General features: G+C 41.4%; 11 protein-coding genes. 1 reads left to right on the top strand and 10 read right to left on the bottom strand.

The window, feature by feature from the left end; translation table 11 throughout:
- Nucleotides 1-27: 27 nt before the first annotated feature.
- The 7 genes from AC4CVF_RS11535 to AC4CVF_RS11505 all read right to left on the bottom strand — a co-directional run bounded on the left by AC4CVF_RS11535 (nt 28) and on the right by AC4CVF_RS11505 (nt 7,837).
- The gene (locus AC4CVF_RS11535; RefSeq protein WP_490789480.1) at nt 28-2,517 is read right to left on the bottom strand and encodes a penicillin acylase family protein; all 2,490 of its coding nucleotides are present in this window, start codon (nt 2,515-2,517) and stop codon (nt 28-30) included.
- Between the two features lie 274 nt (nt 2,518-2,791).
- Nucleotides 2,792-3,589 (bottom strand): 3-oxoadipate enol-lactonase, encoded by a 798-nt coding sequence (pcaD, locus tag AC4CVF_RS11530; RefSeq protein ID WP_490789479.1) that lies wholly within the window; start codon nt 3,587-3,589, stop codon nt 2,792-2,794.
- A gap of 10 nt (nt 3,590-3,599) precedes the next feature.
- A complete protein-coding gene (gene pcaF / locus AC4CVF_RS11525) occupies nt 3,600-4,814 on the bottom strand; it encodes a 3-oxoadipyl-CoA thiolase (RefSeq protein ID WP_490789478.1) in 1,215 nt (404 codons plus the stop codon).
- A gap of 138 nt (nt 4,815-4,952) precedes the next feature.
- Nucleotides 4,953-5,600, bottom strand: a complete 648-nt coding sequence (locus tag AC4CVF_RS11520; protein WP_336954095.1) for a 3-oxoacid CoA-transferase subunit B — start codon at nt 5,598-5,600, stop codon at nt 4,953-4,955.
- 2 nt (nt 5,601-5,602) lie between these two features.
- Complete coding sequence (locus AC4CVF_RS11515) at nt 5,603-6,286, bottom strand: 3-oxoacid CoA-transferase subunit A (protein ID WP_327858467.1); 684 nt, start codon at nt 6,284-6,286, stop codon at nt 5,603-5,605.
- A 136-nt stretch (nt 6,287-6,422) separates the two neighbouring features.
- Nucleotides 6,423-6,713, bottom strand: a complete 291-nt coding sequence (gene catC, locus AC4CVF_RS11510; RefSeq protein WP_004820442.1) for a muconolactone Delta-isomerase — start codon at nt 6,711-6,713, stop codon at nt 6,423-6,425.
- Nucleotides 6,714-6,727: 14 nt separating this feature from the next.
- On the bottom strand, nt 6,728-7,837 hold the full coding sequence (locus AC4CVF_RS11505; RefSeq protein WP_490789477.1) for a muconate/chloromuconate family cycloisomerase: 1,110 nt from the start codon (nt 7,835-7,837) through the stop codon (nt 6,728-6,730).
- 118 nt (nt 7,838-7,955) lie between these two features.
- Between AC4CVF_RS11505 and catM the strand changes: the two genes are divergently transcribed.
- Entirely contained in the window at nt 7,956-8,873 is a 918-nt protein-coding gene (gene catM / locus AC4CVF_RS11500) for a cis,cis-muconate-binding transcription regulator CatM (protein WP_034617960.1), read from the top strand.
- A gap of 167 nt (nt 8,874-9,040) precedes the next feature.
- Here catM and AC4CVF_RS11495 read toward each other — a convergent pair whose 3' ends face one another.
- The 3 genes from AC4CVF_RS11495 to catA form a co-directional block, all read right to left on the bottom strand.
- Entirely contained in the window at nt 9,041-10,603 is a 1,563-nt protein-coding gene (locus tag AC4CVF_RS11495; RefSeq protein ID WP_490789476.1) for a dynamin family protein, read from the bottom strand.
- A complete protein-coding gene (locus AC4CVF_RS11490) occupies nt 10,603-11,859 on the bottom strand; it encodes a GTPase (protein WP_490789475.1) in 1,257 nt (418 codons plus the stop codon). The genes AC4CVF_RS11495 and AC4CVF_RS11490 overlap by 1 nt, the downstream gene beginning before the upstream one ends.
- Before the next feature lie 85 nt (nt 11,860-11,944).
- Nucleotides 11,945-12,889 (bottom strand): catechol 1,2-dioxygenase, encoded by a 945-nt coding sequence (gene catA, locus AC4CVF_RS11485; RefSeq protein WP_336954088.1) that lies wholly within the window; start codon nt 12,887-12,889, stop codon nt 11,945-11,947.
- Nucleotides 12,890-13,213: the final 324 nt, after the last annotated feature.

The raw sequence follows: 13,213 nt of genomic DNA, 5'->3' as shown, positions 1-13,213 counted from the left end.
TATATATTGGGCTGTTTCGATTAAAAATTAATAGGTTAAAGTCATACTTTGTTGTGTTGCTTGATCAATTTGCTTTTGGCTTACCGCATCATCCTTACATTGATAGTTTTCAAATAATGGGAGCTGATCGGCAAAGTGTGCATCGGTCTTTCCATTGCGATGAATAAATCCACTTTGACCTGGTGCAAGAATTGAACACATGCTGACGTGATTGGGATTGAGTACCACTCTAAAGGTTGCACTCCCTGTATTCCCATAGGTGCTCAGCTGTTGTTGATGCGCCTGATCAGCCCATGGAATACCCACTGAGTTTTTGTTGGAGAATCCCATTGTGGCAACAGGAATTTTCCAATCATTGGGTTGATCTGAATGATATTGTGTTGAAAGCTGAATTAAGGTGTTTTCCAAGGCAGTTAACACCACATCATCTGCTGATTGTCCTTTTAAGAAATCAACGGTTTGAGCAACACTGGCTTGTTTGCCTTGCAGCGCATTCCAGATCAGTTTAGATGCATTCGCAGGTTGTGTACTCCGTGGGTCATTATTTACTGGGTAAAGGGTATCTGTGTAACGCGCATAAATATTTTCAGATAAATTTGGTTTAAGCACCAATTCAATCATTTGATTGAGCCATGTACGCATAATGACAGGTGCTGCGCCTTGATAGAATTTAGCTTCACTGTCAGGACGAAGTTTGAAGTCCCAACTCGCCAATATCGGTGCGATTTTCTTTGCTAAAGGTGATGCGTTCGGGCTTTGCGCAGCTTTGACCATATAGGGAATAAAATAACGCGCATTCAGATCCGACCAAGCGCCCATTTTATTAATATCCCAAATGTCTTGTTGGCTTAATTTTGCTTTACTTTCTAGGGGTTCAATCAGTTCATTGACACGGTCAACATGAGAGAAGTTGGAGGAATCGGAACGTAAATCCGCATAAGCTTTATTGTTCCAACTGCTAATATAGCCTTTTTCAGGGTTATAGGCTTTGGGATTATGTGAGAAATCATAGAAACCCTGCCATTCCATTGAGCCATCACCTTGAGCAGGCAGTTGAATATGCTGGTTTTCAGGGCGGATCGGTAAACGACCCAATGCAGCGACACCAATATTATTTTGGGTATCGGCATAAAACCACGTAATCGAAGCCGCGACACGTTTGGCTTGATCTAGGAATTCTTGCCAGTTGCTCGCTTTTGCTGCATTGGCCCAGCCCAGTAATGTTTCAATCTCTACACCTTCCCAGCTACGTTTTTGTGCATAGGCGGTATGATTTTTTTCATCCCATGTGCTGACAAAGCCTTGTTTACTTTGATACACATCTAAAACATGGTCTGGTTGATTACGGACTTTAATTTTGATCTGTTGATGTTCAAAGGGAATATAACTGCCTTGATAGCGGTACTGTTTTGAATTACTCGGATTTAAGCTGAGTTGATAGACGTCATTGGTATCAAGCGAACCGACAGTTGAACCCCAAGCAATTTTTCCATTGGTTCCAAATAGAATTGCAGGTAGACCGACAGGGGTAATCCCTGTGAGATTATAGCCCGCACCATGTAACCCAACCGCATAAGTAATGGCAGGCGTGTACCAGCCTTGTTGAGGGCCATTATATAAAACCGTTTGGCCTTCTACCGTTTTATCTCCTTTGACCACCCAAGCATTACTGGCTGTAGGGACGCCATCAACCACACTTTTACCCAATGCAATACGCGCTTGAGCTAAATAGTTTTTGGCTGCTTGGTCTGAGATAGGGGCTATACCTTTTAACATGTGTTGTTGACGTGCTAAAACTTGTGGTTTTGCTTTAGATTGAATAATTGTAGGAGCACTCGGATCATCTAACCAACGTAATTGCTGATAAACTTTTAATCCTGTTTCTGGACCTTTTTCTTTTTGTAGTTGAGTCAGTAAATCTAAATTTGAGACTTCTGAACTGGCTGAAAAAAAGCGATTGAGAATTAAGCCCACCCAGACCATTGCGATATCTTCTTGCTGCCATGTCGATGGTTTAAAGTCATAATCAATAAATTCTTTAGGCAACAGCTCCGGATTGGCTAAGACCTCTTGGACACGCTTATTAAAACCAGCGGCATAGCCATCGAAAATGGCACGATCTTCAGGAGAAAGTCGGGCAATTTGTTGTTTAATCTGTTCAGGATTAAAACGACTATGGGTTGCAATATCATATTGTAGATAATCAGGGCCGAGAACTTCAGCAACAGTGCCTAAACCTGTACGTTTTGACATTTCCATTTGAAATAAACGATCAGTTGCGACTGCATAAGCATAGCCATAAAAAAGACCATAAGTATCCTTGGCATAGACATGCGGTGTGCCAAAATTGTCACGTTGAATCGTGACCTGTTTTTGCACTGGGTTTGATTCTAAACGAGAGGATGAACTACATCCTGCAAGCAATAAACAACTTAAAACACCTAATTTGATTAAGTGGTGTTTATCGCTCAGTTGATTATTTGAGGGGCTTTTTTTCAATTGAAATATCCTTTTCATTATTGTTGAGAAATAGAGTGTTGGGAAATAAATGCTTTTAGATGTTTTCTAAAAACAGTAGATTTATCGATATACAGGTCCTGAATAAATAAAATGATTGTTATTTTTATATGTAATTTTCTATTACTTTGTGGGTATATATTTATACTTTTAAATAAATAGACTTAATTTTATCTCATCATTTTATTTTAAATATGCTTTCTCAAGTCTTGATGAAATGCCAAAAAATAAAGGGATATGTTCTATCCCTTTATGCTGCGTCAAAAATTAAGTGTCAAAGCTCAGTCGTAAGAATTTCAGAGAGAAATTTTTCAAGTGCAGCATTGAATGCTTCAGGACATTCAATATTTGAAATATGCGATGCTTGAATTTCCACAAGTTGGGATTGCGGAATGTGCTGTTGCATACATTGCCCATCTGCAACTGTAGTTACAGGGTCTTGCGTTCCTGCAATGACCAAAACTGGAATCGTGATATCTTTGAGTTGATTGCGGACATCCGCTTTAGCCAAAGCCTCACAACAATTGGCATAACCTATTGCGCTGCCAGCACTTAAGTCGTTACACAGATCATTAACAATTGCAGGATGACTTTGAATAAAGGGATCTGTAAACCAACGTGATGCAGCGGTTGCTGCGATGCTGGTTAAACCTTGTTCTCGGACAAGTTGGGCACGATCTAGCCATGCTTGTTCTTGTCCAATTTTTGCTGCGGTATTACTGATAACAACAGCATTAAATCGTTGTGGATAATGGATGGCTAACCATTGACCTGTTAACCCCCCCATAGAAATGCCACAGAAACTGGCTTTTTCAATATTTAAATGATCCAGTAATCGAATCACATCTTCAGCCAATTGGGGCAAGGTATAAGGACCTTGTGGCGCAGATGAAGAACCATGTCCACGGGTGTCATAGCAAATGACAAAAAAACGTTCTTTAAAATAATTGAACTGCTTTTGCCACATGCCATAGTTGGTCCCTAAGGAATTTGAAAAGACCAGTGCAGGGGAATTAGGGTTTCCAAAACTTTGATAATTAATCTGTGCATCCGCTGATTGAAAAGTTGGCATTGCTCGTTCCTTAATTTTGATCAACACGTTGAATAATGAGTGCAATCCCTTGCCCGACACCGATACACATTGAACATAGGGCATATTTACCTTTGATCTGTTCAAGTTGATTTAAGGCAGTGGTCACCAGTCTGGCACCTGATGCACCCAAAGGATGACCTAAAGCAATCGCGCCACCATTGGGATTGACACGTGCATCATCATCTGCCAAACCTAAATCACGGGTGACAGCCAAAGCTTGGGCAGCAAAGGCTTCATTTAGCTCAATCACATCCATTTGCGCTAAACTAAGATCGGCTTGTTTAAGCAGTTTCTTGATTGCAGGCGCGGGTGCAAAGCCCATAATTCTTGGTTCAACCCCCACAGTGGTTGCTGCAATAATTTTCCCACGTGGTTTTAATTGGTATTTTTCTACAGCTTCATCTGAAGCAATCAATAAGGCCGCTGCACCATCATTAATTCCCGATGCATTACCCGCCGTGACCGTGCCATCAGCTTTGACCACACCTTTAAGTTTTGTCAGTGCGGCTAAAGTCGTTGATGCACGTGGATGTTCATCGGTATCCACAAGCACAGCATCGCCTTTACGCTGGGGAATAGTGACAGGCACAATCTCATTTTGGAAAAAACCTTGAGCTTGTGCTGCCGCAGTACGTTGTTGGCTATTCAGCGCAAACTGATCTTGATCCGCACGGTTAATATTGAATTGCTCTGCCACGTTTTCAGCAGTTTGTGGCATGCTGTCCACACCATACAATTCTTTGAGCTTTGGATTGATAAAGCGCCAGCCCATAGTGGTGTCTTCAATCTTTTGACTGCGTCCAAAAGCACTATCCGACTTACCCATCACATAGGGCGCACGGCTCATGCTTTCTACACCACCAGCAATGATTAAATCTGCTTCATTGGCTTTAATGGCGCGAGCTGCCATGGCAATCGCATCCAGTGATGATCCACATAGGCGGTTCACAGTGGTTGCTGGCACTTGATAGGGCACACCCGCCAATAATGCTGACATACGCCCAACATTACGATTGTCTTCACCGGCCTGATTGGCACAGCCATAAATCACATCATCGACTTGTTGCCAATCTACTGTTGGATTACGTTGTATCAATGCTTGAATTGGAATAGCACCAAGATCATCTGCACGGACTGGCGCAAGACCACCGGCATAACGACCAAATGGGGTACGGATGGCATCTATGATGTAAGCGTTTTTCATGTTGTTTATATCCTTAAATAATCTCCCTTGCGCTGCTACTACCGCAGCTCACCTCTTTGTAAAAGAAGAAGTTCCCCTCTTTCATAAAGAGGGGTTAGGGGAGATTTAATCATTCCGCAAGGGAGGGATTTATTATCCCTATGTTGCATCAATCAATTGAGCACCCGTCAAAGCCTGTAATTCTTCAAAGCTCAGACCTGCAACTTTTTCAAGCACTTTTAAACCCTCTGGGGTCACGTCAATCACACATAAGTCAGTATAGATACGATCAACACAATGCTTACCTGTCACAGGATAGCTCAGTTCTTCAACAATCTTAGGTTCACCTTGCTTGGTTACATGGTCTGTGGTGATAAAGACTTTCTTGGCCCCTACAGCCAAATCCATTGCACCACCCACCGCAGGAATCGCATCCGCCGCACCGGTATGCCAATTGGCAAGGTCGCCATTGGCCGCCACTTGGAATGCACCCAATACAGCAATATCCAAATGTCCACCACGCATCATGGCAAAAGAATCACCGTGATGGAAAAACGAGCCACCCGTTAGCATGGTGACATATTCTTTGCCTGCGTTAATCAGCTCAGGATCTTCTTCACCTTTGGCGGGTGGAGGACCAAAAGCCAATAAACCATTTTCAGAATGCAGGAATACATCTTTGTCTGTTGGCAAGTATTTTGAAATCTTGGTCGGTAAACCAATACCTAAATTGACATATGCACCATCGGGAATATCTTGGGCAACACGTTCAGCAATTTGGTCACGGCTTAGTTTTTGGTAGCTCATTGTTATTCTCCATTACCATTGGCTGCATCAACTGCAACCACATGCTGAACAAAAATTCCTGGGGTAATAATATGCTCAGGATCGAGCTGACCCAGTTCAACCACCTCTGATACTTGTGCAATGGTGACATCTGCAGCCATCGCCATAATTGGACCAAAGTTACGTGCTGATTTGTTATAAACCAAGTTGCCCCAACGGTCGCCTTGATGTGCTTTAATCAGTGCAAAGTCTGCTTTAATTGGATATTCAAGCACGTAGTCTTTGCCATCGATATGTCGGGTTTCTTTACCATCTGCCAATAATGTACCAAAGCCTGTTGGGGTAAAGACTGCACCTAAACCCATCCCTGCGGCTTGAATACGACAGGCGAGATTACCTTGAGGAACCAGTTCCAGTTCGATCTTGCCCGCATGATAGAGTTCATCGAATACCCAAGAATCAGACTGACGGGGGAAAGAACAGATGATTTTACGGACTGCACCTGATTTAAGTAGTTTCGCCAGACCGTAATCGCCATTGCCTGCATTGTTATTGACAATCACCAGATCTTTAACGCCAAGTTCAATCAGCCCATCGATCAGCTCTGCGGGCTGTCCTGCTGTTCCAAAGCCACCAATCATAATGGTTGCACCATCTTTGATTTGGGATAGAACCTCAGACAACGAGAGCTTACTTTTATCAATCATAAGATGAACCTTTTATCCATGTTTTTAAATTTCTATACATGCCGTATTAGCAAAGATAGACATGTATAGAAACTTAAAAAACTGTGAGAAAGAACTTATCTCACAGTTATTTGGTCAATGAATTTACACCCGCTGCTTAATGGTCATCTTCTCGAATTGAAGACGGATGACGGTTTAAAGCAGTCACTTCGATATTCATATAAGGATATAAAGGCAATCCCTGTAAAATATTGTGGAGTTCTTCATTACTCTCTACATCAAAAATACTGGTGTTTGAGTATTGGCCTGTAATACGCCAGATATGACGCCATTTCCCTTGACGTTGTAAATCTTGTGAATAAGCCTTTTCAATTGCTTTAATTTCATTGGCTTTTTCGACGGGCATATCGAGGGGGATGTGTACATCCATTCGTACTTGGAAAAGCATGTCAGCTCCTTGAATTATTGACGACGTAGGTTGTCGATTTTGTCTTCATCTAGTTCAATGCCGAGGCCCGGACCAGTTGGAATTTTGAGCTCAAAATTGCCATATTGAAGCGGTGTTTTTAAAATCTCTTCGGTCAGTAGCAGTGGGCTAAATAATTCAGTTCCCGCTGCGAGATTGCTAAATGTAGCGAAGGCATGTGCTGAGGCAATTGTTCCAACAGGACCTTCAAGCATAGTGCCACCATAAAGATCAATACCTGCCAGATTGGCGATTTTGCCAACTTCGCATGCTTCAATCAGACCACCAGATTGCGCAACTTTTACCGCAAAAACTGAGGCTGCATTGTTTTTTGCCAAGTTATAAGCACTTTGTGGACCAGTTAACGACTCATCTGCCATGATCGCGATATCAAACTTACGGCTAAGACGTTGCATAGCATCAATATTATGAATTGCACAAGGCTGTTCAATCAGGTCAACGCCACCATCTTGAAGCATTTGAATCCCTTTAATTGCATTCAGTTCAGACCAAGCACGGTTAACGTCTACACGAATTGAGATGTCTGCACCCAAGGCTTTTTTGATTGCCAATACATGCTCAACATCTTGTTCAACAGGACGTGAACCGATTTTTAACTTAAAGACATTGTGGCGTTTTAACGCAATCATTTTTTCTGCTTCGGCAATGTCTTTTTCGGTATTGCCCGACGCCAAAACCCAAAGCACAGGAATACTGTCACGTAAGCGACCGCCTAGAATCTCACTCAGAGGTTGACCTAAACGTTGCGCTTGAATATCTAATAATGCAGTTTGAACAGCACATTTCGCAAAACGATTACCGTTGATATTCCGATGGATCACTTGCATTGTTTGGGCAATATTGGCACCAGACAGTGTTTTTAACAATGGCGCAAAATAGGTTTCAATATTGGTTTTTACACTTTCAGGGCTTTCTTCGCCATAACCTAAACCGCCAATTGTGGTCGCTTCACCCCAGCCAATTAAACCATCTTCAGTCGTGATTTTAATCAGGACCAAGGTTTGGGTTTGCATTGTCGCAACGGCCATCTTGTGAGGGCGTATCGTTGGAATTTCGATTAACAGCGTTTCTATGGACTTGTACATCGTGGTTATTTCTTAAGTATCAATCTATTTATATACCCTAATTTAATGTAATATCTTTAACTAGGCCGATTTTGGTATTTTTAGATACTTAAAAGGTATATAAAAGGGATTTATAGAGATGGAATTAAGATATCTTCGTTATTTCGTTACGGTGGTCGAAGAGCAGAGTATTACCAAAGCTGCAGAGAAACTATGTATTGCTCAACCGCCATTGAGCCGTCAGATTCAAAAGTTAGAAGAAGAACTCGGTATTCTTTTATTTGAGCGTGGCACACGTCCAGTAAGAACAACAGAAGCAGGGCAATTCTTTTACCAACATGCGGTACAAATTTTGACTCATACTGCGCAAGCTACCTCTATGGCGAAGCGTATTAGTTCAATGAATACAATTGTCCGTATTGGTTATGTCAGTTCATTGCTGTATGCGTTATTGCCTCAGGTAATTTATTTATTTCGTCAAAATAACCCTGATATTCAGGTTGAGCTGATTGAATACAGTACCAAGGATCAAATCGAAGCACTCAAACTCGGTAAAATAGATTTAGGCTTTGGTCGTTTAAGAATTAGTGATCCATCGATTAAGCGCATTTTATTATACAAAGAGAAATTAAAATTAGCCGCGCATAAAAATCATCATTTAACCAGTTATATTGATAAGGGTATTTATTTATCGCAAATTATCAATGAACCTATTTTTTCTTATCCAGCCACACAAAAGCCTAATTTTTCAACCTTGATTCAATCCATTTTTACCGAATTAGGCTTGGTACCGAAAGATATGGTTGAAGTTCGAGAAATCCATATGGCTTTGGGCTTGGTTTCATCTGGGGAGGGGATATGCATTATTCCTGAAAGTGCCAGTGAAATAGGCATGAAAAATCTGGTCTATATTCCGATTTTGGATATAGAGGCCTATAGTCCTATTTCATTAGCTGTGAGAAATATGGATCAAAGCCCTTATTTACCCAAGATTTTAGAGTGTATTCGACAGGTCTTTGAAGAAGAAGGGATTCCACTTCAACTGGATGGGGATTAATCGAGTATATGTTTGAACTGAGATCAATATAAAATCCCTTCATCCTCGCCTTCTCCCAACGGGAGAAGGGACTTTCAATATCAATATAATTCACTCAACATGATCATTTTTTTGATTTATGAATGAGATCTATTGAGTTAATGATTTTAAAATGACATTTTCGGTGTTTATCCTTGCATTCTTAATGAATTCGCAATGTATTGCAGTTCCTGTTCGTCATTGATTAAGCCTTGCTGGATGGTGGCAATTTGCTCTTGAAGATTGCTTAGCAGTTCTTGGCATTGTGCGATAACTTCATCGCTATATAGATCAAGCTTTTGCCACAAACTATGTGAGATCTCGCTATATAAACGGTCATGGCCAATGGCTAAGATCTCGGTTGCATCATCGGCATAAATCACTTCATAAGCCAGATGCTCAGCAAACTGTAACGGACTGAGAGGGGGATATTGCAGTTGATAATCCGATAAAGTATTAGCAATATGTTGTGATAGAAGCTGTTGAGCCTGTTGGGTCAGTTCACTATACAATTCATCCAATGCTTGCTGTTCGGAATGTTGCTCTAATAAGCTTGGCAGGGATGCAATCATACTGCGCCATGTTTGCGTAATGATTTGTTGTTTATGTTGTGCTAAAGCGCTCACGGCATTGCTTAGCTGCTGTTGTAATTGATGTAGTTGTGGCACAACCTCAAGTTGTAAGGGGGCTAGAATTTGCTCTTGTAAATGATGTAACAAGGCTTCCGCTGGTTTACGCTGTTTATAAGCCAGAGCAGGTTGGATTAAATGTAGAAGTGCGTCAAATAAACGATTAAAACCTGCATTTTGCATGGCCTGATCATTGAAATCCGCATTTTTCAACATCTGAGAGGAGGTTGAAATTGGTGATTGTAACAGTACAGGATCAACTTGCATTGCGATCAGTTGGTCAATAGCACGAGTATAAACATCGGTTTCTTGCAGATAACGTTGGTCAGACGTTTTATTGCATAGAATCTGGCAAATATTACCATCGACTTCATCTTCTTCAAAATAATCACTGCGTGTAAGCACTGGCAATAACGGTTTATGTCTACGTAATTCCTGCCCCAAAGCCGCTAACTCTTTGACCTGACCGGGTGAGGAGGAACTACTGAGCCAAAGGACACCATCTGCACTATCCATAAAGCGTTGAGTTAATGCGGCATTTTCAGGCGTAACTGAATGGAGTCCTGGAGTATCCAGCAAAATGAGATTGTCCGCTAAGCAAACACCTTGTAAGCGTGTGGTGGTTTCTGTGGCACCTTCTTTAAAACGCTCCTGACTTTTAATAATTTCACCTGAGTCGAAATAAAAATATTCAATGCTTTCCTGACGCCTATGAAAACACTCTGCCAATACGTTACAGAGTGAACTTTTACCAGCATTGAATTTTCCGAAAATCAGCAAAATAATCTTGTCGTCAAAATGATCTGCGATGGATTGGGCGGCATGTAGTGTCTCTAATTGTGTTTCCCAATGGCTGAGATAACTTTCAAGCTGCGAATTGAGTGTTGCAATGTCTTGGGCAATCTGACTATGTGATGTCAGTCCAATCGGATTGATACGTTGTTTATTGAGATTGATTGCCAGTTGCTGATGCCAAGTGTGCATCTTATTTAAATGTAGCATGATGTCGGATTCCTGCTGATCAAAAGCTTGGGTGCTCGCAATCAGTGTCTGAATCGAATCATGGGAATCATGGACGGTCATTATACCAGCTCCAAAGTGGTTGATGCCTGCTGGGCTTGTATGATGAGCTGCTGTTGCTGCTGAAAGTTAAGTAATTGTTGTTGCAACTTCATTCGATCAGAAGACAATTCAAAATAATGGGCAAATTCACTACGTAAACGTTCACGACCTGATTCTTCGACAAAAATAAGATTGAGATCTTTACGCAGTTTGACCGAGACCCCCATCACCGCAACCATGACCGTATCTAGACTACGGACATTACTTTTTTGCGTATCTGGTAAACCAATCACACCATAGCGCACCAAATGGCTATTGATCTCGATACAGGCACGAGAATAAGCCACTTGAATACGGTTACGATCACGTTTGCCTGCGGTCACTTTATACATATTGGCAAAAGAATCTGGTTCTAGCGAATTATCCTGCCCAGAGATCTGTAAGACCGGCTGTAAATCTTGACGCACTTTATCTAATATTTGATTGAGATCACGCTCAAAATTTTGGCGTTGTTGCTGTAAGCTTGCTGTCAGTTGCTGAATGTTACTTTGAATGTTTTCTAGCTGCTGGGATAAGCGCATTTTTAGATCAACAATGATCTGCTTTTTTTCAAATTGACGTATTGCGGGGACTTGCTCAAGCATCTGATGAAGTATGTGTTGTAGTTCGGGGATACCACTGCGTTGTACCAGTATAGGTTTGGAATTTTCGATCCCTTGACGGTGCCGTGTAGCTGATACAGGTAGTACAGTTGCAGTTGGTGCTTGATTTTGAATGCTATCGATAATCTGCGCTAAAACGGTTTGATCTGGAATTTGGTCAATTTGGGTAAGCAACAGTAAGCTTTGACGTTGAGTTTGCTTTGCATCTTGCTCGAATTGCTGGAATAAATGTAATTCATAAGGATCAAACTCACCCTCACGTACTGAATGGACCATTAGGCGAATATCGGCTTTATTCCACATTGCATCTTGAGCAAGTTGATCATCGATTGTAGCCACATCAGCATCTAAACCTGGTGCATCTAACCAACGGATATGATGTTGCAGATGTTCGGAGAGAGCGACCGTTTCTCGTTTATCCGCTACTGAGAAAATATCTTGACCAATAAGCTCATTTAACAGTCGGCTTTTACCATGATTATATTTACCAATCACTGTCACTGTCGGAAATTGGCCTGCCTGTAGAATGGCTCGTAGCCGAGCCAATGGTATCGTGTATTCAGGAAGTGCGGCTAAAACATGATTAGTCGCTGCATCAAAAGTATGAATATCCATTTAAATATCTTTTCCATAAAGTAAAACAGGCTAAACCGTTACAGCTAGCCTGATTTCAAGATTCACAATATGACTTTTAGCTGTATTAAGCTTGTAGGCGAGGGCGGTCAACCACATTGTTATCAACACCATCTACGAGGTGACTGAGTTTGAGGTCAAATACCATTTCAGCAAATGGGCCTTCAACACCGTTGGCTTGAATCGTTGCTGCATCAGTATGTTCGATTGCGTCAATCACAAGACCTTCACGTGTTGCATAGGCGAAGTCATCATAAGTGTATGGGTCACCAGCTACGTTAATTTGCGTAGTTAATTTGCGATGGCCTTCTGCTGTTACAAAGAAATGAATATGTGCAGGGCGATTACCATGGCGGCCTAACTGATTCAATAATTGTTGAGTTGGGCCATCTGGTGGACAGCCATAACCTGCAGGCAGAATGGTTTGTACACGATATTGACCTTGAGCATCTGTCATAATGGTGCGACGCATGTTAAAAGGCTGTTGTTCGCCAGTTGGATCAAAGTGGGAATAGAAACCTTTGGTATTGGCATGCCAGATCTCTACTTGTGCATTTGGCAGTGGTTGGCCATCTGCCGCGTAAATCGTACCGTGTAAAATCAGGGTATGACCATTTGGATCACTGCCATCATCCATACGGGCAAAACCTTGGGCAACAGGGGCACCTGCGACATAAAGTGGGCCTTCAATGGTACGCGGGGTTGGGTTCTCAATACCCAAAGCAGCATCAATTGCATCCATACGCATATCAAGGAAGTGGTCAAAGCCTAAACCAGGAGAAAGTAAGCCTGCTTCATGGCTGGTGCCTAATTGGTTTAAATATGCAACTGCAGCCCAATATTCATCAGAAGAAATTTCTAAATCTTCAATGGTCTTAAATAAGTCAGAAACCACCCGATGAACGATTTGCTTAGTGCGAGGATTTCCACCTTCTTGCTCAAGTCCGCTGAGTAGATTAATGAAATTCTGTACTTCTTCCGTCTCGAAAATTCTAATATTATTGGCTGTCATGGCTATCTCCTTAATCTTGCCATAATGCTGGATCACGTTATCACTTTTAAGAGATGTTATGAGTTGAGCCAGCATCACTCCTGATATTGCTTCGTTGATGAATCCTTCTATATACCTTAATTGAATGTTATAGCCTTATCTAGACTGAATTCGGTATCTTTAAATACTTAAAAGGTATATTTATCTCAGCAAAGGGGAAAATTGTTATTATGAAATTACCTGTTGATAATGGTAATCTCAATACGCAGTTGATTAATTAATAAATTATTATAATTCAATTTCTTAATAGATGTTTACTACGTGGAAATCATTAATCTATTTTAA

It is taken from the genome of Acinetobacter sp. LipI_19, assembly GCF_058242925.1.
This window is presented reverse-complemented; position numbering and strand designations above follow the sequence as displayed.

What these genes read in the sequence shown, in the direction of transcription:
- AC4CVF_RS11535 (WP_490789480.1), bottom strand. Translation starts at nt 2,517, where the DNA reads ATGAAAAGGATATTTCAATTGAAAAAAAGCCCCTCAAATAATCAACTG.
- pcaD (WP_490789479.1), bottom strand. Translation starts at nt 3,589, where the DNA reads ATGCCAACTTTTCAATCAGCGGATGCACAGATTAATTATCAAAGTTTT.
- pcaF (WP_490789478.1), bottom strand. Translation starts at nt 4,814, where the DNA reads ATGAAAAACGCTTACATCATAGATGCCATCCGTACCCCATTTGGTCGT.
- AC4CVF_RS11520 (WP_336954095.1), bottom strand. Translation starts at nt 5,600, where the DNA reads ATGAGCTACCAAAAACTAAGCCGTGACCAAATTGCTGAACGTGTTGCC.
- AC4CVF_RS11515 (WP_327858467.1), bottom strand. Translation starts at nt 6,286, where the DNA reads ATGATTGATAAAAGTAAGCTCTCGTTGTCTGAGGTTCTATCCCAAATC.
- catC (WP_004820442.1), bottom strand. Translation starts at nt 6,713, where the DNA reads ATGCTTTTCCAAGTACGAATGGATGTACACATCCCCCTCGATATGCCC.
- AC4CVF_RS11505 (WP_490789477.1), bottom strand. Translation starts at nt 7,837, where the DNA reads ATGTACAAGTCCATAGAAACGCTGTTAATCGAAATTCCAACGATACGC.
- catM (WP_034617960.1), top strand. Translation starts at nt 7,956, where the DNA reads ATGGAATTAAGATATCTTCGTTATTTCGTTACGGTGGTCGAAGAGCAG.
- AC4CVF_RS11495 (WP_490789476.1), bottom strand. Translation starts at nt 10,603, where the DNA reads ATGACCGTCCATGATTCCCATGATTCGATTCAGACACTGATTGCGAGC.
- AC4CVF_RS11490 (WP_490789475.1), bottom strand. Translation starts at nt 11,859, where the DNA reads ATGGATATTCATACTTTTGATGCAGCGACTAATCATGTTTTAGCCGCA.
- catA (WP_336954088.1), bottom strand. Translation starts at nt 12,889, where the DNA reads ATGACAGCCAATAATATTAGAATTTTCGAGACGGAAGAAGTACAGAAT.